Genomic DNA, 20,357 nt, shown 5'->3' with positions numbered 1-20,357 from the left:
GTTGCATAACTCTACGGTTAATTCAAAGCTTACATTTGATGCGAATTACTACGGTCTATAATCCTCGCAGGTCGATCCCGGCCTACGGACTGGCTGGCAGATCGTAGACGAGTGACGTGCCCTCGTTTAATTAGGCTGACGTGCCCCGCTGCGGTTCAGCACCAACGCCGCCGTCTGGCATTTTTCGGCACGTCCTAAGATCGCATTACAATCTCATCTGCGTGGCGACGTTGCAAAAGATCTGTCGCCAAAACTCCGCTTGCAGGTGGATTGAGACGCCTGACCATCCTTTCGACGCTACCGGCTACTGCCGGCCGCTGCCGATCCGATGTTGCGGGTGAGGAGGCGAATGCGGAAGATCGTTTCGAGGCTCTGAATGGCGAGAATCAGTTCGGCAGACTGCATGGTGGCCATCCACCGAGGAGACCGGTTGCACGCAGGATCTCGTTGATCCTTGCTGTTTCCATTTGATTGAGCGCGGCGCGCGGGCGCGGCATGAGGGCGGTATCGATGATGCCAAGGCTCTTCATTGCGGTCTTGAAGCCACCGATGCCGGAGGCGCCGCCGCTGACGCGGCCCTGGGCAACCCAGACGATTTCGAAGAGACGGCAGAGCCGCTCCTGCTCCTTGCGTGCGGCGACCCAGTCGCCACGCTGGGCCGCATCCCACAGGCGTACGTAACCATGCGGATCGACGTTTGCGATGCCCGGAACAACGCCGTGGGCGCCCATCAGCAAGGCACTGTCGACGGCAATCTCCGACCCGGTCATCAGGAACACGTCCGGCTGGTCGGCAAGATCGAGCAGCACATAACGGAAATTGCCGTCGTCGCCGCTGGAATCCTTGAGGCCGATAATCGTGCCTTCTCTTGCCAATGTCACCGTCGTCTGGCGTTGCAGCTTGACGTGCACACAGACAGGAATGTCGTAGGCGACGAGCGGGATATCGACGGCGTCACGGATAAAGCGGAAGTGGTCCAGGATCTCCGATTGGCTGGTGACGGTATAGAACGGCGCGGTGGCGACCACGGCATCGGCGCCCGCCCGCTTGGCGAAGTCTGCATGATGAATGACGCGATCCGTGGTCGGATCGATGACGCCGACGATCAGCGGCACGCGCCCGTTCACCACCTTTGCTGAGTGCTCGATGATCTCGCGGCGCATCTTGTCGTCGTGAAAGATCACCTCGCTGGTCGAACCAAGCACGAAAACGCCGTGGCATCCGCCCTCGATAAGATGCTCCAGAACCCGCGTATAGGAGGGATAATCGACCGTGAAATCCGCATTGAGAGGCGTCACGACTGGGGGAATTACACCCTTGAATTCTGTCATTGTCTCTTTCTTTCGCGGGATCAGTTTAGGTCAGCGCGGGGGTCAAAAACGGCCCCAAGACCGTCGCCGATGAGGTTGATGGCAGGCACCGCGACGAGGAGTGTGGCGCATGGGAACAGCCGCTGCCAGGCCGGGCGGGTGACGCCCGACGCCACGGCTGTTGCCATCATCGGCGATCGCGATCGCCGAAAGTCGCGGCAAATGTTTCACTGCGTGCCTCCCACATTTGAACTTGTCTTGCTGGTTGCGATAACCTGGGTGATACCCTCGTAATGGTGGTCGAGGCGCCGGCGGGCCTCGTCCAGCTCCCGGGCTTCAACAGCATCGACAATGGCGACGTGATGCCGCCAGGTGGCCATCGGATCGACATTGACGAGATTGACGAAATCCGAGGCCTTATGGAAAGCGAGCCAGAACACGTCGATCAGCCGGCTCAGCGTCTCGTTCTCCTGGCAGCGGAAGAGCAGGCGATGAAAAAGCTGATCGTCCTCGGCAAACGATTCCCCGCGTTCGGCATGCGCCTTCATCCGATTGACAGTAGCGCGCAGCTCAGCAATGTCGTCCGTGCCGATTGTCTCAATCGTCTTTCCAATCAGGCCGACCTCGAGGGTTCGGCGGATCTCGATGACTTCCTCGATCTGGCGAAGAGCGCCTCCAAGACCATAGGCAAGATTGTCGAGCAACGGCTCAAACGAGAACGTTTTGACGAATATCCCGACGCCGCGCCGCGATTCCAGCACGCCGAGAGATTCAAGTGCCTTGATACCCTCACGCAGGGAGTTGCGGCTGACGCCAAGCTGGGTCGCAAGCTCGCTCTCGGCCGGCAGAAGGGTTCCCGGTTTCAGGTCATTGTCGCTGATGAAGGCGCGCAGGCTCTCCTGCACGGAAACATGCAGCAAGGGGGCTCTCGTCAAAGGCTTCATGATCTTGAGGGGCATGTCGATCTCACTGCGGAAACGTCTGATGGCGAGATACATATCTACTTGTAGGATATCCGTCAAATGAGCGTGCGCCAGGAGTGCCAAGGAAGATTCGTGCTCGGGATTTCATTGGGAAAATTAGGAGCGGGGGCGGTGCTTCGTCTTCTGACAGTCGCGGTCGCCCTACATCGACCACTCGACCGGTTTGCCGATAGCTTGCAGCCAGAACCTAAGCGGTATCGACGTTTGCATAAACGCTGTCGGGCCTTCGGCAGGTTTTTGCAGGGGACGTAGCCCAAGTGTCATAGCTTTTTGTTATCGTAATGATCAGTAAATCCAACTTAGCATTATAGCCTGGTTCCGATATGAAGGGGTAAAGGGAGGATACGCGTCGACCGGTACCCTCGGCTTGAGTGCCGAAAACCGTTTCCAGACGGCGCAGCTGAACCTGATGGTTGGCAGATATCCCTTTGGACGGCAGAAAATTCAAAGCAATCAAGGAGAACGATATGGACCAGAAACCCGACAGCGCAGGCAAATGTCCTGTCGCGCACGGCAGCACGCCCCGTGGTCGATCCAACCGCGATTGGTGGCCGGACCGGCTGGACGTTCAGATTCTTCACCAGCATTCCGGTCTTTCCGATCCGATGGGCAAGGCGTTCGACTATGCCGAGGAATTCAAGACGCTCGACCTCGATGCGCTGAAGAAGGACCTTCATGCGCTGATGACCGATTCGCAGGACTGGTGGCCGGCCGACTTCGGTCACTACGGCGGTCTCTTCATCCGCATGGCCTGGCACAGCGCCGGCACCTATCGCATTACGGACGGCCGCGGCGGTGCCGGTGCCGGTCAGCAGCGGTTTGCGCCGCTCAACAGCTGGCCCGATAATGCCAACCTCGACAAGGCCCGCCGTCTTCTGTGGCCGATCAAGCAGAAATACGGCAACAAGATTTCCTGGGCCGACCTGTTGATCCTGACGGGCAACGTCGCGCTCGAGTCCATGGGCTTTAAGACCTTTGGTTTTGCCGGCGGCCGCGCCGACGTATGGGAGCCGGAGGAACTCTTCTGGGGTCCTGAGGCCACCTGGTTGGCCGATGAACGCTATAGCGGTGAACGCGAATTGGCAGAGCCGCTAGGCGCCGTGCAGATGGGCCTGATCTACGTCAATCCCGAAGGTCCGAACGGCAATCCCGATCCGGTCGCGGCTGCCCGCGACATCCGCGAGACCTTTGCCCGCATGGCTATGAACGACGAAGAGACGGTGGCGCTGATCGCCGGCGGTCATACCTTCGGCAAGACGCATGGTGCTGGCGATCCGTCGCTGGTCGGTGCCGATCCCGAAGGCGGCGCGATCGAGGACCAGGGCCTTGGCTGGAAGAGTTCCTTCGGGACAGGCGTGGGCAAGGACGCCATCACCGCCGGCTTGGAAGTGACCTGGACGCAAACGCCGACAAAGTGGAGCAACTTCTTCTTCGAGAACCTGTTCGGTTACGAATGGGAACTGACCCAAAGCCCGGCCGGTGCGAAGCAGTGGAAGGCCAAGAATGCCGAAGCCTCCATCCCGGATGCCTTCGACACGTCGAAAAAGCATCTCCCGACGATGCTGACCACCGATCTGTCGCTCCGTTTCGATCCGGCATATGAGAAGATCTCTCGCCGCTTCCTCGAAAATCCGGATCAGTTTGCGGATGCTTTCGCTCGCGCCTGGTTCAAGTTGACCCACCGCGACATGGGCCCGAAGGTGCGCTACCTCGGCCCGGAAGTCCCGGCGGAAGACCTGATCTGGCAGGATGTGATCCCGGCCGTTGATCACAAGCTGGTTGACGACGCGGACATCGCCGAACTGAAGGAGAAGGTTCTCTCGACCGGCCTGTCCGTGCAGGAACTGGTCTCGACCGCCTGGGCATCGGCCTCGACCTTCCGCGGCTCCGACAAGCGCGGCGGCGCCAATGGCGCACGCATCCGGCTTGCGCCTCAGAAGGACTGGGAAGCGAACCAGCCGGCCCAACTTGCCAAGGTGCTTAGCGTTCTCGAAGGTATCCAGAGGGACTTCAATGCTGCTCAGACGGGTGGCAAGAAGATCTCGCTCGCCGACCTGATCATTCTCGCCGGTGCCGCCGGTGTTGAGAAGGCGGCAAAGGCAGGTGGCCATGACGTCACCGTTCCGTTTACGCCTGGCCGCACGGATGCCTCGCAGGAACAGACGGATGTGGCCTCGTTCGCTGCGCTTAAGCCGCGCGCCGACGGTTTCCGCAACTATGTCGGCGGTCGCCAGTTCATGAAGCCGGAAGAAGCTCTCGTCGATCGCGCCCAGCTGTTGACACTGACCGCACCGGAAATGACGGTTCTCGTCGGCGGACTGCGCGTGCTGAAGGCCGGCCAGCCCGAGCACGGCGTCTTCACGTCTCGTCCCGAAGCGCTGACGAACGACTTCTTCGTCAACCTGCTCGACATGGGCACCCAGTGGTCTCCGGTTGCCGGCAAGGAAGGCGTTTACGAAGGACGAGACCGCAAGACAAACGAACTCAAGTGGACCGGCACCCGCGTCGACCTGATCTTCGGTTCGCACTCGCAGCTTCGTGCCCTTGCGGAAGTCTATGGCCAGTCCGATGCCAAGAAGAAGTTCGTCAAGGACTTCGTGGCAGCCTGGACCAAGGTGATGAACGCTGATCGTTTCGATCTCCTTTGATCGTTAAATCTTGCTTGGACGCGGCCCGGGCCGCGTCCAAGCTCTTTCGCACACAGGACCACCTTGATGGGGGCTGATGGGCGAAAATGGAGGGCGATCCGATTGCCCTTCAACAGTGGCTCCGCGGGGACAGGCCGTCCCCGCGACGCCGCAAGGATCGGCATGTCCGGCGAAACGTGCGGTTCCCGATGATTGCGGGTGGCCGAAGCTGAGTATGGCGTAGAGCCGACAAGCTTCCTGCGCCGCCACATAGTTGCGTAGAGTTTCGGTCGACGCCAAATTCAATCTTAAATGGACATTTTCGAAGCATGCGGGAAATGTTATGTGTTTCCGTATAGGGCCAGCTAGACAGAAAAGTCCTCCCTGGGCGGGAATGCGGATACGACGGAGCATATTCGCCGGCTGCAACACGGCCTGTCGCCGCCCGTGGTCGCGGAGGCTTTTTCTGGTGACACGCGGCTGGTAAGCCGTTGGCACAATGTTCCTTTTGAATATGATCTGCCGCCGTTCGAACACCATGACATTTCCGCGATCTATGCCGGCTCCGGCACTGCTTCGGTAAAAATGGGTGGCCAGGTGATCTCGGGCGTTCCCGGGATGGGTACCGTCACGTTGGCTCCGCGGGGGCACGGCGGCTTGTGGCGAGCCGACTGCTCCATCGAAGCCTAGAACGGTTAAAGCAGCTCCAATCGGCTGCTCGGCCGGAGAGGCGGGTATCGTGCTTATTGCGCGGGTCCGAGTTTCCAGTCAGAGTCGCCGGACGGGCAGGCAAGGCCCTTGAAGCGGGTTTCTCCCTCGAGCGTGCGCTGGGTCGTTACAAAGGCGCGGCATGAACTTTGAGGATCAACGCCGATTTCTTCAATCACGCCGGCACTTCCGGTCGATGGGTTGGCCCAGGCAAGGGGCTTCACTCCGACGGGGCCGCGGCTGACTGTATCAGCAATAACCGCCTGATCCGTCTTCGCGGGTGTCGGGATCGCCTGTGTGACGGCGGCGGTTTCCAAGGGCTCGACCTTGGTACATCCCGCCAGCAGCACGGCCAGAAGAGCCAATTGCAATGCGCCTTTACTTTTCCGCGTCATCTGGACTTTCCGATGGTTGTTCTCCCGCATCGTAGCGTGCAATTCTGACAGCAAGCTGAGGAGCTACTATAGAAATGGGAGCAGTGCCAGTCCGTTCCGTCGATTCCGATGTTTTGCTGGTATGTTCCACCACAATCTGGTCCTTTCCCGGCTCAGGCCGGAACTCGATGATGATGCCGCTCCCTGTGCCGTCGGGGTCTTTGGGAAGGCCTTCGATGAGCTTCGATTGCGGGCCTAAACCTAACCTGGACGGTTGGCAGATGTCTGATGAGCAAGCCAGCTCCTGACCGCAGCCACGGATGCGGGATGACGAGGCCTGCGTGGCGAGACCACGTAAAAATCGGTGCCAACAGTAAGTTCCGTTCGTAGCACGCGGACAAGGCGACCGGCTGCTAAATCATCCTCCACGAAGAACGTGCTCGTCAGAGCAAGGCCCTGACCGGCAATCGCGGCCTCAATCGCCAGCGACGTTTGATTGAACCGAATGTTCTTGGCGCCCGTCAGCGGAGTGGCGGGAAATGCCAACTCGAGAAATTGTGGCCAAAAATCGTGGCCGTCGTGAAGAAGCGGGTAGCGTGCGAAATTGCCATCTTGAGAGGGGCGGCCGAGCTTCTCCACCAGCAGGGGGCTGCCGACGGCAATAATGACGTGGTCGAATAAAAGTTCTGCGTTCAGGTTCGGTCCAAAGGGAGGGCGACCATGGCGGACGGCGAGATCCACTGCGTCGGTTTGGAAATTGGCAATGCGGTCACTCGCCAGAATGCGCAGATCGATGTTCGGATGGGTTGCCGTAAAATCGGGCAGGCGCGGGATCAGCCACTTCGAGGCGAATGTCGGCGTAACGCTGATCGTCAGACGGAGCGGTTCCGGCTTCAGCGTTTCGGTTGCTTCAAAGATCAGTTCGAATGCGCGGCGGATATTCGTCACATAGCTCTGGCCCGCCTCCGTCAACGCCAGCGTTCGCGGAAGCCTGTCAAACAGCTTCAAGCCCAGCTCTGCTTCCAACCCCCGTATCTGTTGGGCTACAGCCCCCTGAGTCACCCCGATTTCCTCCGCTGCCAGGCGGAAGTTCAAGTGCCGCGTGACGACCTCGAACACGCGAAGGCCATTAAGAGAGGGAAGACGCCTGATACCTTCTGCCATTCGATAGATTTTCTACTGCTTGCTGAGAATGGAACTCGTTCGCATTGCTGATGTCGTAGTGATATCACGCTTCACATGCGACTGCAGACGGCAATAGTGCGGATCCCTTTGAAAATAGGAGAAAGTATAATGTCAGTAGAAAAGGTAGCGGTGATTACGGCCGGCGGCAGCGGAATGGGCGCCGCCGCAGCGAAGCGTCTTGCAGCGGATGGGTTCAAGGTGGCAATCCTGTCATCGTCGGGCAAGGGGGAGGAGCTTGCCAAGACACTCGGGGGTGTCGGTGTGACCGGCTCGAACCAATCGCCCGACGATCTCGGCAAGCTCGTTGAGCTTGCAGTCTCGGCATGGGGACGCATTGATGTGCTCGTAAATAGCGCCGGCCACGGCCCTCGCGCGCCCATCCTCGACATATCAGACGAGGACTGGCACCGCGGCATGGAGGTCTACCTCCTGAACGTCATCCGCCCGACGCGCCTGGTGACGCCGCACATGCAGAAGCAGAGGGCCGGATCCATCGTCAACATTTCCACGGCATGGGCTTTCGAGCCGAGTCCAATGTTCCCGACGTCGGCGGTGTTCCGCGCCGGGTTGGCGTCATTCACAAAGATATTCGCGGAGACATATGCGGCTGAAAACATCCGCATGAACAACATTCTTCCCGGCTGGATCGATAGCCTACCGGCCACCGAAGAGCGCCGCGATAGCGTTCCGATGAAGCGCTACGGCACGAGCGAAGAGATTGCCGCGACTGTTTCGTTCCTTGCGTCGGCAGGTGCAGCCTACATGACAGGACAGAACATTCGCGTTGACGGCGGACTGACCCGTTCTGTGTGATGCTGGCGGGCACTGCTGCGGAGCCAAGTTGCCTCCGGGGTGGCGTACGACAGAACGTCGATCAGAAGCGGATGACCGCTCCGAAAATCGGGCCGTGCTCGATCACGTCGTAGGTGAAGCCATCGTTGCTGTAGTCGACACCGAGGGCGCGGTAACCCGCAACTGCGGAGATCGTGTCATTGAACTGATAGCCAACGCCTGCCAGCACGTCCCAATCCAGGTCGGCGCCACCGGCACCGATCATGCCCCAGCCGGTGAGATAGACTTTGTCGGTCAGCGAGTAGTTGCCCTTGACGCCCGCAACCCCGTCCACCCAGTTCGCAGAGTCGGTCCGCGACACGTTGCCGATAAGGCCGCCGCTCAGCCCGATCGTCGTTTCGGCATGCCAGTATCTGGCGCCGGCAATCACATCCAAGCGAGCCTTCGGATCTTCGTAGACGGTGTATCCGACGCCCAGCAGTGAGCTGAACGTGACCGACTTGACATCGACCTCGTCGGCAATGACGCCGCGCGGCGTTGCAGCGTCCGTCGTTATGCGAGCATAGATTATGTCGGTGAAGATGCTGAACCGGTCATAGCGGGCTTCACCGGCTGCCATGAAGGCAAAGTCCAGATCCTTCAGGATGTCGCCGAAATCCTGACTTATGTCGACGGTCGGCAGGCCGAACACCTGGGTCTTGCCTCGAGGCCCGCAAACCAGAAGTAGGGCGCGAAAGAAAACGTCCAGCCATTCGGTTGCGCAGTCTGAGGCTGCGGTGCCGTGGCGGGCAACAGATCCGCGGCGTGCAGAGGCGCCACGAACGCCAAAGCGGAAACGGTGCATGCGATCAGCGAAATCCTGCTCCTCATGGTCAACCTGTCCCCTCTCGTGTTCAGGTTACAATCGCCCCGATTCACTGACCTGAACTGATAACGCAGGTTGCACCAAGTCCTGTGTCTCGCAAAGTGATTATATTCTGGTTCTCATATATGAAACCCGAAAATCCCCGTTTGTCATTTGGCATCGTCCGGCATTCGGCTTCAGCGATCGCGTCCGGTCAGAAGTCCTCCGCATGGCGTCGGGCTTGTCCGCTTCATCCCCGCCAGAACCTTTTTCGCTCCATCAATTCATCCAGGGATGATTGGGCGGCGCTGACCAGTTTCTCGCTGTTGCCATGGACGATCAGGGAGTCGGCGTCGGAATGTGACTCCAGCTCCAGGGAGCGAACGACTGCCGGCGCGGTTGCCATGTCGTTCAGAAGGCCGAGTTCGTCCTGCAGTTGTTCCATCGTCTTGATGAACTTGCCGTATCGTCGCTCTGCCTGCCTGCTGGTGAACAACGAGCCCAGGAATTCGCTTGCATATCTAAGCTTCTTCGCCACCTTGCGCGCTTCGTGCCGATGCGCGTCGTCGGCTTCCGCCAGAGATTTACCCCGCTTTTTCAGCCTCTTGCGTTGACGATCGAGAACCTCGATTGCGAAATCGACCACCGGTCCGTTACGGATCTCCGCCGTTTCCGGCAGCGTCAGATACTCCCCGCAGTGGAGCCATTCGTTCAGGTCAAGCATAAGGGCCTTGGCGCGGGAGCCGTAGAGCGCGTTAAGCACCTCTTTATAGGCGCTGTCGCGCGCTTCGAGCAGGCGGCCTTTGATGTCGCCGCTTCCGACCCTGGCAATCATCACATCAATATTGCGCGCCGCTCCGAGAACGCCAGTCAGCCACTTCAACTCGTCCTTGAGCCGCTGGGATTCCGCATCGACCAGGATCTGCTTGTAGAGCGAGAAGGCAGAGCGCAGTCGCCGCAGCGCCACGCGAGCCTGATGGAGTGCCAGCGGATTTGCATTATCCAGGAGGATGGATTCGTTCAGCCGGAAATGCCGAAAACATGCTTGAGCAATGACCTGGAACGAAGCCCCGACCCGCAGGTCGCGATCGAGATGCACGGGTTCAGCCTTGAAAACCGATGCCTGCTCGCCGAGCAGGCGGTATCCTCTCTCCGCCTTTGAAGCGACACCAAAGCGGACAGGGACAAGCGCTTCGATCTTGCGAGCAAGGATGAACAACGCGCTTGGCTTACCGTCCTTCAGCTCCAGCTCCAACTCCCGTACCTGCATCTGGCGATCGCCGGCGACGATCAAGCCCATGTCCAGGGCAACTTCAATCTTGCTCCCGTCCTCGTCGACGTTCCACCGGTGCCGTTCCACCGGGGTGGAAAACTGTTGGATGAGAGCGCTGTCTTCGATATCGAGCTCCGCCCGCAGCGGCGTCGTGTAATCAATCACAGGCGTGTCGCCTGTCACCGCCGCTTCCCATTCGGAGCGCGCAAAGATGGCACTGTTCGGGCCCATCGCCTTTACGGTTTGGACGTGCGCTGCGCCAACCGTACGGATTCGCAGAGAATAGCCGCCCTCCCATACCTCGTGGTCGGGCGTGTCAAAATAGATGGACGTCAGGGGATCCGCCGAGACGGGGTTGCCCAGCAAGCCGGATCCCAGGAGTGTGTCAACCGCGTCAGCGCTCAGCTCTAGCTTCAATTCTGTTTCGATTGCCAAGTGCGGTCTCCGCTCGGTCACATGATGATCGGTGGATACAATTCTCTGACGAGAGATAGAGCGGTGCCATGCGGACAAAACGTCTTGATGACAAAAACGTCTGTGGCAGTACGACCGTAGCGACATCCCACAGGAAAATCCGGCCGTCAGAGCTCAGACGATCGACCGGAGCAAGAATTTGGCTTGGGCTACGTTCGATCTAGGATCCCGATTGGCGAGCCGCGGTATCCAAAGCAGCGAAATCCTCGTCATCCAGAGCGATGCTCGCCGCAGCGACATTCTCCTCAAGATGCTTCACCTTGGAGGTTCCGGGGATCGGCAACATCACGGGGCTGCGCTTAAGCACCCAGGCCAGCGCAATCTGGCTCGGCGTCGCCTCATATTTCTTGGCCAGCCTGTCGAGGATGGAGCCTGGCCGGGCAAGCGCACCCGCTGCCAGCGGATACCACGGAATGAAGCCGATGCCCTCGCGCTCGCAGTAATCGAGCACGTTCTCGCTGCCACGGTCGACGAGGTTATAGCGGTTCTGAACTGTCGCGACAGGAAATACCATTCGAGCCGCCTTAATGTCTTCGACTGAAACTTCGCTTAGGCCCGCATGAGCAATGAGGCCCTGGTCCAGAAGCGTCTTTACCGCGCCGAACTGCTCGTCGCGAGGAACTTTCGTGTCTATGCGGTGCAACTGCCACAGATCGATCCGGTCGATGCGAAGTTTCTTGAGGCTGCCTTTCGCTCGCTCGAGAAGATAGTCCGGCCGCCCGTTCGGCGTCCAGATGTCCGGTCCTTCGCGGGTCAGACCGGCCTTGGTCGCAATCAACAGCCCCTTGTAAGGATGCAGCGCTTCGCTGATGAGCTCCTCGGACACGTCGGGGCCGTAGGAATCGGCTGTATCTATGAAATTGACGGCGATCTCCGGTAACCGGCGCAAGGTTGCAAGTGCTTCGGCCTTGTTCGCAGGCGGTCCCCATATGCCGGGCCCCGTGACACGCATGGCGCCGAAGCCGAGACGATTGATGGTGATGTTGCCGATCGAAAATTGACCCGATGCGGCGGCTGAGATCGTGAAACCGTCTGGCACTGACCTTCTCCCGATTGCCTGTCTTGGTGGGCTCAATCGGGCTTAAGGTGGAGCGAGCTGGGCACAATGCAAGTCCACCTAGGCGCAATCCGCCATTGCCTTCCGCAGGCTGGTCCCCAAGGGCGGCAAAGTGCGGTCCCGGCGCGGAATTTCAGTGGATAGCGACAGCGCCGGGTCTAGGGATCAGGGCCGCCCTCAATCTACCGGTCGTCCTGAGATCATGCGCAGCCATGGCGGCAGGTGGAAGACGCACATCAGCAGATACATCGCCGTCATGCCGTCCATTGGAAAAACGTCCGGCATTGCGGAGCAGATCATATCTGCTCCGCCGCCTGCCAAGGTGACAATCGCCATGATGGCGAAGATTGGCGCCGCTGCAAGGCACAGCCAGTTGCCGATGCTTGCTGCATTGTCTGTCGGCGTCTTGACCGAGGCGCCGTGCCGTGTTTGGCCGAAGGAAAGCATGACCGTCATCCCCGGCCGTATTCGTCGTGAAGCCGCCACCAGATGCCTTGCTCGTTGCGGCCCAGGGGTGCGCGGTCGAGCCACTGATACACGCCCCAAATACCGTCCACGCCGCGTGCATAGCTGGAGTAGGTGTGGTAGACCACGCCGCCATCGAGCACGAAAGCGCTGAGGCCCGGCCGGTCGCGCGTGTAGGTGGCGACGTCGGTTCCGGTCATTGCGGCGATCTGAGCGACTGGGCTCTCGCTGCCGCGCAGTTTCCATTCCTGCACGGTCTGGCCTTCCAGCGGTACGCGAGCTGGCGGTTCACGGCGGTAGTTGTATTCTATCCCGCCTTCGCGCTGCTGCTGCTCGCTGAACAAGACGCTGAAGTCGAGGTTGAAATCGCTACCGAAGGAGGATGCCCAGTCGAAGGTCCATCCCATCCGTTCCTTGAAAGCCTGCAGCTTTGGAAGCGGCGCGCGGGAAACGGCGGTGAAGGCGACGTCATGGTTTTCGAGGTGAACGACGACGCCGTTGAAGCCATCGGCGATCGACGAGCAGGACGGGCACCCGGCGGTATAGTCGGGGCCGAACATGAAGTGGTAGATCAGCAGTTGCGAACGGCCCTTGAAGAGATCGATGAGCGAAGCGCTGCCGTTGGCGGTCTCGAACCGGTAGTCCTTGTCGATCCTGACCCACGGCAGCTCCTGGCGGCGTAGCGCCAGCATATCGCTGCGCCGCGTCAGTTCCTTCTCTTCCGCTAGCAGCTCGAGCCGTGCCGCAAGCCATTCTTCGCGTGTGCCTGTAATATGCATCGTCATCATGCTTCTCCTCTTGGTGTCCGTTGGCGTAGCATGCCGCCACTTGCGGCTGCTTGGTGGTCGTGAGCAGACTATGGCCAGAGCGGGAGAAGGTGGGAGTTACAAGTTTGACGGGATTCCGATGGACTCGATGATCATCGCTGCGGCGAGGCTGCTTGCGACCGGCGATCTTCTCGGTGCCTTGAAGAGGGTTGCGTTGCGCAATGATGCGCCGGCGCTCGCCCTTCGTGGCATCGCGATGGCGCAGCTTGGTGATCTCGCCCGGGCAAAGGTTTTGCTGAAGACGGCTGCGCGCGCGTTCGGCTCAAAGGAGCCGGTCGCGCGCGCACGCTGCCTCGTGGCCGAGGCGGAAATCGCGCTTGTCTCGCGTGATCTGACCTGGCCCGCCAAGACACTCGCCGCCGCGCGGGAAGTGCTCGAAGCTCACGATGATCGCTTGAACGCAGCGCATGCGCGACATCTGGAGGCAAGGCGGTTGCTACTCATCGGCCATCTCGATGAGGCCGAACGCCTACTCGCCAGCGTCGATCCGGCACCGCTTCCCCCGCCATTGCGGACCGCCCACGAGCTGGTCGTTGGAGGGATTGCCATTCGGCGTCTTCGCACGAGTGCTGCAAGTACAGCTCTCCGCCGAGCGGAAAATGCTGCGCGCGAGGCGGGTATTCCTGCCCTCAATGCCGAAGTCGAGGCCGTGTCCCAGGTTCTGAAAACGCCGGCAGCGCGGCTGATCGGGCAGGGAGGGGAGCGCTTCCTGCTGCTGGAGGAGGTAGAGGCGGTTCTGACGTCGGGGGCGCTGGTCGTCGATGCATGCCGTTACGTCGTGCGCAATGGTGACGAGGTTGTCTCGTTGACGACGCGTCCGGTGTTGTTCGCGCTCGTTCGGGCACTTGCGGAGACCTGGCCGAAAGACGTGTCGCGGACCATGCTTCTTGCTCGCGCGTTTGGGGCCAAACATGTCGATGAATCGCACCGTGCTAGGCTGCGTGTCGAAGTCGGGCGGTTGCGCGGCGAGCTTCATCGCATAGCGGATATCAATGCGACCAAGGACGGTTTCGTGCTCGCGCCGCGTCGGGCAACCGACGTGGTCATGCTCGCCCCGCCCGTCGAGGAACAGCATGGCGAGATCCTCGCATTTCTGGCCGATGGGGAGGCCTGGTCGAGTTCGGCGCTTGCAATCGCGATCGGTACCAGCCCACGCACGGTGCAGCGGGCACTTGATGCACTCGCGGAAACAGGCAAGGTGCAATCGTTCGGACGCGGGCCGGCGCGCCGGTGGACGATCCCATCGCTGCCGGGGTTCCCGTCAACTTTGTTACTCCCAGGTCCACTCCCCAACGACTAGGATAGGCCCATGAAACACTCCAAAGCTGAAATCCTTCGTGAATATGGCCCCTTTCCGGATGTGAAGCAGGTGGGCGGCGTCACCTATGATGGTCGACATGTCTGGTTTGCCTCTGGCGACAAGCTCAATGCCTTCGATCCCGATGCCGGCGAGGTTGTCCGTTCGATCGACGTTGCGGCACATGCCGGAACCGCTTTCGATGGACGGTATCTTTTTCAGATTGCGGAGGATCGAATCCAGAAGATCGATCCGAAGACCGGTACTGTGCTCTCGACGATCCCGGCACCCGCGAACGGTGGTGATTCCGGGCTCGCCTGGGCTGAAGGAACGCTCTGGGTAGGAGACTACCGTGGCCGAAAGATCCATCAGATCGATCCGGAGACCGGCGCACTTCTTCGCAGCATCGAGTCCAACCGTTTTGTTACCGGCGTGACCTGGGTCGATGGCGAGCTTTGGCATGCCACCTGGGAAAGCGATGAGAGCGATATCCGACGCATTGAACCCGAAACCGGACGGGTGCTGGAACGCATCGACATGCCGGCGGGCATAGGCGTATCGGGACTTGAGTCCGATGGCACGGATCGGCTGTTTTGTGGCGGTGGCAACAGTGGCAAGGTCCGGGCCATCCGCCGGCCCGGAGTTAGCCAATCCTGATGTCTCCTGCCGTCTAGTCCAATGTCCTGCGGAAGCGGCGGACAGCAATCAGCATGGCGACTGTCATCAGGCAGGCGAGGGCGATCGTGTCATAAGCAAGGATCTGGATACTCGCGCCCTTCAGCATGATCGCCCTGACAATGCGGATATAGTGGGTCAGCGGCAGCGCCTCACCGATCCATTGCGCCCACTTCGGCATGCCGGCGAACGGAAACATGAAGCCCGACAGCAGGATATTCGGCAGGAAGAACATCATCGCCATCTGCATGGCCTGCAGCTGATTGGCAGCGATCGTCGAGAAGGTGTAGCCGATCGACAGGTTGGTGATGACGAAGAGCGTGGTCGCAGCCGCCAGCGAAGCCGGGCTGCCAAGGATTGGAACGCCGAAGACAAGCAGGCCGGCCGCGATGATAAGAAGCGACTGAACGAGACCGATCAGCACATAGGGCGCAATCTTGCCCAGCATGATTTCCAGCGGCTTGATCGGCATGGAGAGCAGGTTCTCCATCGTGCCGCGTTCCACCTCGCGAGTGACCGAGAGAGCCGTGAAGATCAGCAGCGTCATCGTCAGGATTGTGCCGAGCAGGCCGGGCACGATATTCAGCGTCGATGAGCCGGCCGGATTATAACGACGGTGCTGGACGATGGAGAAGGCGGGCTTGGTCGGCTCGGCGAATTCGACCTGCCGGTCGTTGGCAAGTGCCGACGTCACGATGCCGGAGAGCGCACCGAGCGCCGAGCTCGATGCGACCGGATCGGTGGCATCGGCTGCGACCAGCAGGGAGGGTGTATCGCCGCGCCGAAGCGAGCGTTCGAACCCTTCAGGAATTTCTACGACAAACAGAGCCTTGCCGGATTCCAGAAGCGAATCCATGTCTTCGGCACGGGTAACGACAGAACGAATCTCGAAGAAGTCGGTATTCTCCAGCGCTGCCAAAATCGACCGGCCGATATCGGTGTTCTCGCGCATCAGCACCGCGGTTGGCAGGTTGTGCGGCGTCGTGTTGATCGCAAAGCCGAACAGGAACAGCTGCATGATCGGCAAGGCGACCATCGTCGCCAGCGTTATGCGGTCGCGGGTCATCTGGATGAATTCCTTGATCGTCATCGCCCAGAAACGCCCGAAGGAGATACCGTTGCCGTTCGCCGTTGTCGTCGTCATTGGAAATTGTCCTCCGAGCGGCGCATCAGATCGATGAACGCATCTTCCAGCGTCGCTTCGCCCTCTTGCCACTTGAGATCGGACCGTTCTCGGTATGGCGCGATTGCTTTTTCAAGCGCCTCGGGATCGCGACCGGCAACATGCAGGCTGGTCCCGAAGGGCGCGATCATGTCGACCCCTGGCTCGTTCTCCAGTTCGGCTTGGAGGCGATGCACGCCCGTTCCGGAGACGGTCCAAGTGACCAGACCGGTGCTGGCGATCACCTCGTCCACTGTTCCCTGCGCCAGCAGTTTGCCGTAGGCAATATAGGCGATCTCATGGCAGCGCTCTGCCTCGTCCATATAATGGGTGGACACCAGCACCGAGAGGCCGTCGGCGGCAAGCGCGTGAATCTCGTTCCAGAAGTCACGGCGGGCTTTGGGGTCGACGCCTGCCGTCGGTTCGTCGAGGAGGAGCAGGGCCGGTTCCGGTAGGATGCAGGCGCCAAGTGCGAGGCGCTGCTTCCAGCCTCCCGAAAGTTCCCCAGCCAGCTGCTGTTCCCGACCTTTCAAGCCGAGACGTTCTATTGCGGCGCTTGCTCTGCCGCGGGCATCTGCCAGGCCGTAGACGCGGGCGACGAACTCCAGGTTCTCCCGGATCGACAAATCCTGATAGAGCGAGAACTTCTGCGTCATGTAGCCGACGCGACGGCGGATGCGATCGCTTTCGGTCAGGATGTCGAAGCCAAGGCATGTGCCATCGCCGCTGTCTGGCGTCAGCAGGCCGCAGAGCATGCGGATCGTCGTGGTCTTGCCGGAGCCGTTCGGACCGAGAAAGCCGTGAATGCGGCCCTTCTTCACTGACATCGACACATCGTCGACCACCTTCCGGCTGCCGAAACTCTTGGTGAGGTGATGGACGTCGATCACTGTCTCGGGAGCGTATATGGGCATTGCCGTGTCGCTCATGGGCGGGCTCCCGCGGTGACATCCACCGGCTGGCCAGGGCGCAGCGCCTTTGGATCGGCGGGGACTGCCTCGACACGGTAGACGAGTTTGGCACGCTCTTCGAGGCTGTAGATTACCGGCGGTGTATACTCGGCATTCTTTGCGATGAAGCTGATCTTCGCATCGGTGGGTCGGCAGGCGTTACAGGCGACGCGGATCGATTGATCAAGCGAAAACAGTGCAATCTCGCCTTCGGGCACGAAGAAGCGGATGCGAATGTTCTCTGGCGGTAAGAGGGCCACGATCGGCCGGCCGGCGGGCACGACCTCACCGGCGCGGTAATAGACGGTCTCGATGCTGCCTGTTGCCGGAGCAGACACGAAGCGGCGGGCAAGCGCGGCTTTCGCAGAGGCTAGATCGGACTTTGCCGCAGCGACCGCCTCCCTTGATTGGCGCAGCATTTCAATACGGGCCGGCAGGTTCGCAAGCGTAATCTGGCTGCGGACATTATCGAGGACGGCACGGTTGGCGGCTTCGGTGGCCGTCGCCGTGTCGAGGTTTGCCTTTGTCGCCGTGCCACGCTCGACCAGCACGCGGGTGCGATCGAGATCCTGTGCGGCAAGCTCAAGTCGGGCGACCGCCTCGCGTTCGCTGGCGCGCAGCATGTCGATTTCTTCCGGCCGCTTTTGCTTCGCCTCGGCGAGTTCTAGTTCGGCCTGCAGACGAGCCAGCGAAGCGCGCGCGGCGCCGACAGCGGCCTCTTCGGTTTGAGAATCCAGACTGAAAAGCGGCGAGCCGGGCGCAATTGCCTGCCCTTCGGCGACATCGAGTTTAACCACACGGCCGCTGGTGTCGGCACCGATGAACAGCGTGTCGGCCTCGACCCAGCCCTGGTAGGCGCGCTGGGATTTGTCGGAGAACAGGAAAGGCAGGGCGGCAAGGGCCGCGCCGGCCACGATGACGACGATAAGGATTCGTTTCATGTCGTGCCTCCTTCCGGCACGAAGAGCGTGTCGAGGAACGTGTCGAAGAGTTTCTGCGCGTCGAGGTGCTCGTAGCCTTCGAAAAGCGTCGTCCAGACGATCGACATCAAGGCCGGTGCCATGACCAATTGCGGGACGTCAGCGACGGCGGGATTGCGAAGCTCGCCGCGCGCGGCGGCACGGGCAAGTAGGACACGCACGATCGCGAGGCCTTTGGTGATAATCTCGCGGTAATAGAATTCGGTCACAACGGGGAACATCGGACCCTCGGCGAGGATTAGCCGCAACAGGTGCCGGCGCTCCGTCTCCAGGATCTCGCGCTTGAAGAGCGCATAGAACATCGAAACGGCAGCGCGCGGCGGGATCGCCTCCTTCTGGACCATGCCGCCGACTTCACCGAGGAGCGGCGAGGCGATGCCGGACACGAGCTCGATGAAAAGTCGCTCCTTGTCGGGGAAATGCAGATAGACCGTACCTTTGGCGATGCCGGCGCGAGCCGCGACATCCTCCATGCGGGTCGCGGCAAAGCCCCGTTCCGCAAAGCAGGCGAAGGCCGCCGCCAGGATCTCGGCCCGGCGCTGCTCCGGATCTCGTCTTTCTCGCTTTTTCTCAGGCATTGGCTTCATTTTCTATTATGACTGACTGGACAGTCATTAACATCATGTGTGGTTTTTTGCAAGAAAATATTGAGCACGCAAGTGTTCCTGGGCCCACGAAATCGGCGCTTCAAAGAGGTGGAGAGCCGCCGATGCGACTGCAGCGCGCCAATTTGCGCCGACCTATCCCGATGCAGGTTTCGACGCCATGATCTGGCCGTCTGTCCGGTTGGCGAAGGAATGACGCTTATTCCACGCGTGGCGGCGGCCTCGAGGATGGAAAAGTTTTCGCCAAGCGGGGCCGTGGCAGCGAATAAGGCAGAACTTGTCGCTGCTGCGGTTGCGATCTTTCGCGGTTAGAACTTCACCTGAGTTGCAAAATGCCGGCAAATATTAGAAGTTTGTTTTCAACTGAGCTTTTGCTGGAGGTCGCGGACCATGCCAACCTCCCATCCGATGGATCCGGTCAGTCACAGGGATGCCAAAATCTGCCGGGGTTGTTGGGATCAAATGCATGTCCCCATTCCGATTCGTGGCGCGCTTGCGCTGCCGTTCCGCATGTTTGGTGTCACCCGCAGCAAGATGAACCCCAACATCTGCACGATTTGCGAGCGGTCGTTTCGTTACGTCAAGAAGCAGCGCCATGTTTCCGCGACCGCAACCATCTTGTTTGCTGATATCAGAGGGTTCACTGCCCTCTCGGAGCAGATCGAGCCGATCAGGTTGAGTGAGATTGTCAGCCTGTTTCATGACCGATGCGCGCAGGCGATCTGGGCTCACGACGGTATCGTCAACAAGCAGATGGGCGATGGCTTGATGGCGATCTTCAATTTTCCGATCCTGAGAAAGGATCATGCCGCCGCCGCGGTTATGGCGGCGCTCGACATACAGCAACACTGCACCGCGGTATTCGAAAGCCTTGATCGTGGTCACAGCTTCGGTGTCGGTGTCGGTATTCACACCGGCGAGGTCGAGATCGGTGAGTTTTCGAGCTTCCGTAGCGATTTTACGGCAATTGGTGGTGCTGTTAATCTTGCGTCGAGGCTGGAATCGCAGGCAGGCGCAGGCGAGATCGTCATGTCGCCAGAGTCTGCATCTCAGGCTGCGCATCTCACAGCCGCAGCGCATGCCCGTACGCTGTCGCTGAAGGGCATAGAACTGCCGGTACAGGCGAGCGTCCTGGTTCGGAGATGATTTTCCGACTAAACAGCGGCAGAATAGATCGAGGCCGTCGCCGACTCTATAGCGATAACATCTCGCTTTCGATCAATAGGGACCGCTAATCCACGCACATTGGCCTCGAAAGGGTAAGCTTTTTCCAAACGGAGCGAACGCGGCGAACAAGAGAGCTCGTTACCGCCGCGATAGCGATCTTTCGCACTTGAGGTTGAGCGCGACGCCTCCGGAGATCGGTCTCGCGCTGCCGCGCCCTGAAAGGCTCTGGCGCGCAATCAGCGTGGGCAGCTGGCGACGTATCGCCGGCCGTATCGATCGCGGTAGTAGCACTGGCCGGGCTGCCCGGCGACATTGCCGATGACGGCGCCAGCGGCGCCACCTATGGCCGCACCCACAGCGGCGCCGCGCACATTGCCGGTCGCTATACCGCCAATGACCGCGCCCGAGGCCGCACCAATTCCCGCTCCTTGCTGGGTCGGCGTGCATCCGGCCATCGTGGCTCCTGCTAGAAGCAGCAAAATCGACATGCGTTTCATCTTGTTTCCTTCCTGCTGAATTCGTTCGCGCGACGGTAGATAGAGGCATTTCGGAAAAGACAATCGCTGCTTTGCGTTCGCTTCTGTTGCCGGCTTCTTTCGATC

18 protein-coding genes and 1 pseudogene are annotated in these 20,357 nt (G+C 60.2%); 5 read left to right on the top strand and 14 right to left on the bottom strand.

Annotation, left to right across the window (positions count from 1 at the left end; genetic code table 11):
• Positions 1-386: 386 nt before the first annotated feature.
• Complete coding sequence (locus tag FHX09_RS23910) at positions 387-1,331, bottom strand: dihydrodipicolinate synthase family protein (RefSeq protein ID WP_132593053.1); 945 nt, start codon at positions 1,329-1,331, stop codon at positions 387-389.
• Between the two features lie 206 nt (positions 1,332-1,537).
• Positions 1,538-2,269 carry a FadR/GntR family transcriptional regulator gene (locus tag FHX09_RS23905; RefSeq protein ID WP_184450750.1) on the bottom strand — a complete coding sequence of 244 codons (732 nt, stop codon included), beginning with the start codon at positions 2,267-2,269 and terminating at the stop codon, positions 1,538-1,540.
• 491 nt (positions 2,270-2,760) lie between these two features.
• On the opposite strand from FHX09_RS23905, the gene katG reads away from it, so the two are divergent.
• Positions 2,761-4,941 carry a catalase/peroxidase HPI gene (gene katG / locus FHX09_RS23900; protein ID WP_132593049.1) on the top strand — a complete coding sequence of 727 codons (2,181 nt, stop codon included), beginning with the start codon at positions 2,761-2,763 and terminating at the stop codon, positions 4,939-4,941.
• A 722-nt stretch (positions 4,942-5,663) separates the two neighbouring features.
• On the opposite strand, the gene FHX09_RS23895 is transcribed toward katG, so the two are convergent.
• The gene (locus FHX09_RS23895; protein ID WP_132593047.1) at positions 5,664-6,023 is read right to left on the bottom strand and encodes an RT0821/Lpp0805 family surface protein; all 360 of its coding nucleotides are present in this window, start codon (positions 6,021-6,023) and stop codon (positions 5,664-5,666) included.
• A 240-nt stretch (positions 6,024-6,263) separates the two neighbouring features.
• Positions 6,264-7,166 (bottom strand): LysR substrate-binding domain-containing protein, encoded by a 903-nt coding sequence (locus FHX09_RS23890; RefSeq protein ID WP_184450749.1) that lies wholly within the window; start codon positions 7,164-7,166, stop codon positions 6,264-6,266.
• A 129-nt stretch (positions 7,167-7,295) separates the two neighbouring features.
• Between FHX09_RS23890 and FHX09_RS23885 the strand changes: the two genes are divergently transcribed.
• Positions 7,296-8,000 carry an SDR family oxidoreductase gene (locus FHX09_RS23885; RefSeq protein WP_132593045.1) on the top strand — a complete coding sequence of 235 codons (705 nt, stop codon included), beginning with the start codon at positions 7,296-7,298 and terminating at the stop codon, positions 7,998-8,000.
• A gap of 61 nt (positions 8,001-8,061) precedes the next feature.
• Here FHX09_RS23885 and FHX09_RS23880 read toward each other — a convergent pair.
• The 5 genes and pseudogenes from FHX09_RS23880 to FHX09_RS23860 form a co-directional block, all read right to left on the bottom strand.
• Positions 8,062-8,849: pseudogene (locus tag FHX09_RS23880) on the bottom strand (DUF481 domain-containing protein).
• 224 nt (positions 8,850-9,073) lie between these two features.
• The gene (locus FHX09_RS23875) at positions 9,074-10,531 is read right to left on the bottom strand and encodes a CHAD domain-containing protein (RefSeq protein WP_184450748.1); all 1,458 of its coding nucleotides are present in this window, start codon (positions 10,529-10,531) and stop codon (positions 9,074-9,076) included.
• Between the two features lie 199 nt (positions 10,532-10,730).
• Entirely contained in the window at positions 10,731-11,609 is an 879-nt protein-coding gene (locus FHX09_RS23870; protein ID WP_132593041.1) for an aldo/keto reductase, read from the bottom strand.
• 195 nt (positions 11,610-11,804) lie between these two features.
• The gene (locus tag FHX09_RS23865) at positions 11,805-12,074 is read right to left on the bottom strand and encodes a hypothetical protein (protein WP_184450747.1); all 270 of its coding nucleotides are present in this window, start codon (positions 12,072-12,074) and stop codon (positions 11,805-11,807) included.
• A gap of 5 nt (positions 12,075-12,079) precedes the next feature.
• The gene (locus tag FHX09_RS23860) at positions 12,080-12,877 is read right to left on the bottom strand and encodes a thioredoxin family protein (protein WP_007791285.1); all 798 of its coding nucleotides are present in this window, start codon (positions 12,875-12,877) and stop codon (positions 12,080-12,082) included.
• Positions 12,878-12,998: 121 nt separating this feature from the next.
• Between FHX09_RS23860 and FHX09_RS23855 the strand changes: the two genes are divergently transcribed.
• Together FHX09_RS23855 and FHX09_RS23850 are read left to right on the top strand one after the other, a co-directional pair.
• On the top strand, positions 12,999-14,219 hold the full coding sequence (locus FHX09_RS23855) for a helix-turn-helix domain-containing protein (RefSeq protein WP_184450746.1): 1,221 nt from the start codon (positions 12,999-13,001) through the stop codon (positions 14,217-14,219).
• Between the two features lie 9 nt (positions 14,220-14,228).
• On the top strand, positions 14,229-14,873 hold the full coding sequence (locus FHX09_RS23850; protein WP_132593035.1) for a PQQ-binding-like beta-propeller repeat protein: 645 nt from the start codon (positions 14,229-14,231) through the stop codon (positions 14,871-14,873).
• A 13-nt stretch (positions 14,874-14,886) separates the two neighbouring features.
• Here the strand turns inward: FHX09_RS23850 and FHX09_RS23845 are convergent, their stop codons facing one another.
• From FHX09_RS23845 to FHX09_RS23830, 4 genes are read right to left on the bottom strand one after another with little or no spacing between them, the layout of a single operon-like run.
• Entirely contained in the window at positions 14,887-16,035 is a 1,149-nt protein-coding gene (locus FHX09_RS23845; RefSeq protein WP_132593033.1) for an ABC transporter permease, read from the bottom strand.
• A complete protein-coding gene (locus FHX09_RS23840; protein WP_183722169.1) occupies positions 16,032-16,982 on the bottom strand; it encodes an ABC transporter ATP-binding protein in 951 nt (316 codons plus the stop codon). The genes FHX09_RS23845 and FHX09_RS23840 overlap by 4 nt, the downstream gene beginning before the upstream one ends.
• Positions 16,979-17,944, bottom strand: coding sequence for an HlyD family efflux transporter periplasmic adaptor subunit (locus FHX09_RS23835; RefSeq protein ID WP_183722166.1), 966 nt, complete (start codon positions 17,942-17,944; stop codon positions 16,979-16,981). The genes FHX09_RS23840 and FHX09_RS23835 overlap by 4 nt, the downstream gene beginning before the upstream one ends.
• Positions 17,941-18,561: a TetR/AcrR family transcriptional regulator gene (locus FHX09_RS23830; protein ID WP_132593027.1), complete on the bottom strand. Its 621-nt coding sequence runs from the start codon at positions 18,559-18,561 to the stop codon at positions 17,941-17,943. Before FHX09_RS23830 ends, FHX09_RS23835 begins: the two co-directional genes overlap by 4 nt.
• Before the next feature lie 417 nt (positions 18,562-18,978).
• Between FHX09_RS23830 and FHX09_RS23825 the strand changes: the two genes are divergently transcribed.
• The gene (locus FHX09_RS23825) at positions 18,979-19,734 is read left to right on the top strand and encodes an adenylate/guanylate cyclase domain-containing protein (RefSeq protein WP_132593025.1); all 756 of its coding nucleotides are present in this window, start codon (positions 18,979-18,981) and stop codon (positions 19,732-19,734) included.
• A gap of 257 nt (positions 19,735-19,991) precedes the next feature.
• Here FHX09_RS23825 and FHX09_RS23820 read toward each other — a convergent pair whose 3' ends face one another.
• Positions 19,992-20,252, bottom strand: a complete 261-nt coding sequence (locus FHX09_RS23820; RefSeq protein WP_183722163.1) for a YMGG-like glycine zipper-containing protein — start codon at positions 20,250-20,252, stop codon at positions 19,992-19,994.
• Positions 20,253-20,357 lie beyond the last annotated feature (105 nt).

The organism is Rhizobium sp. BK538 (genome assembly GCF_014197575.1).
Lineage (GTDB): Bacteria > Pseudomonadota > Alphaproteobacteria > Rhizobiales > Rhizobiaceae > Rhizobium.
This window is presented reverse-complemented; position numbering and strand designations above follow the sequence as displayed.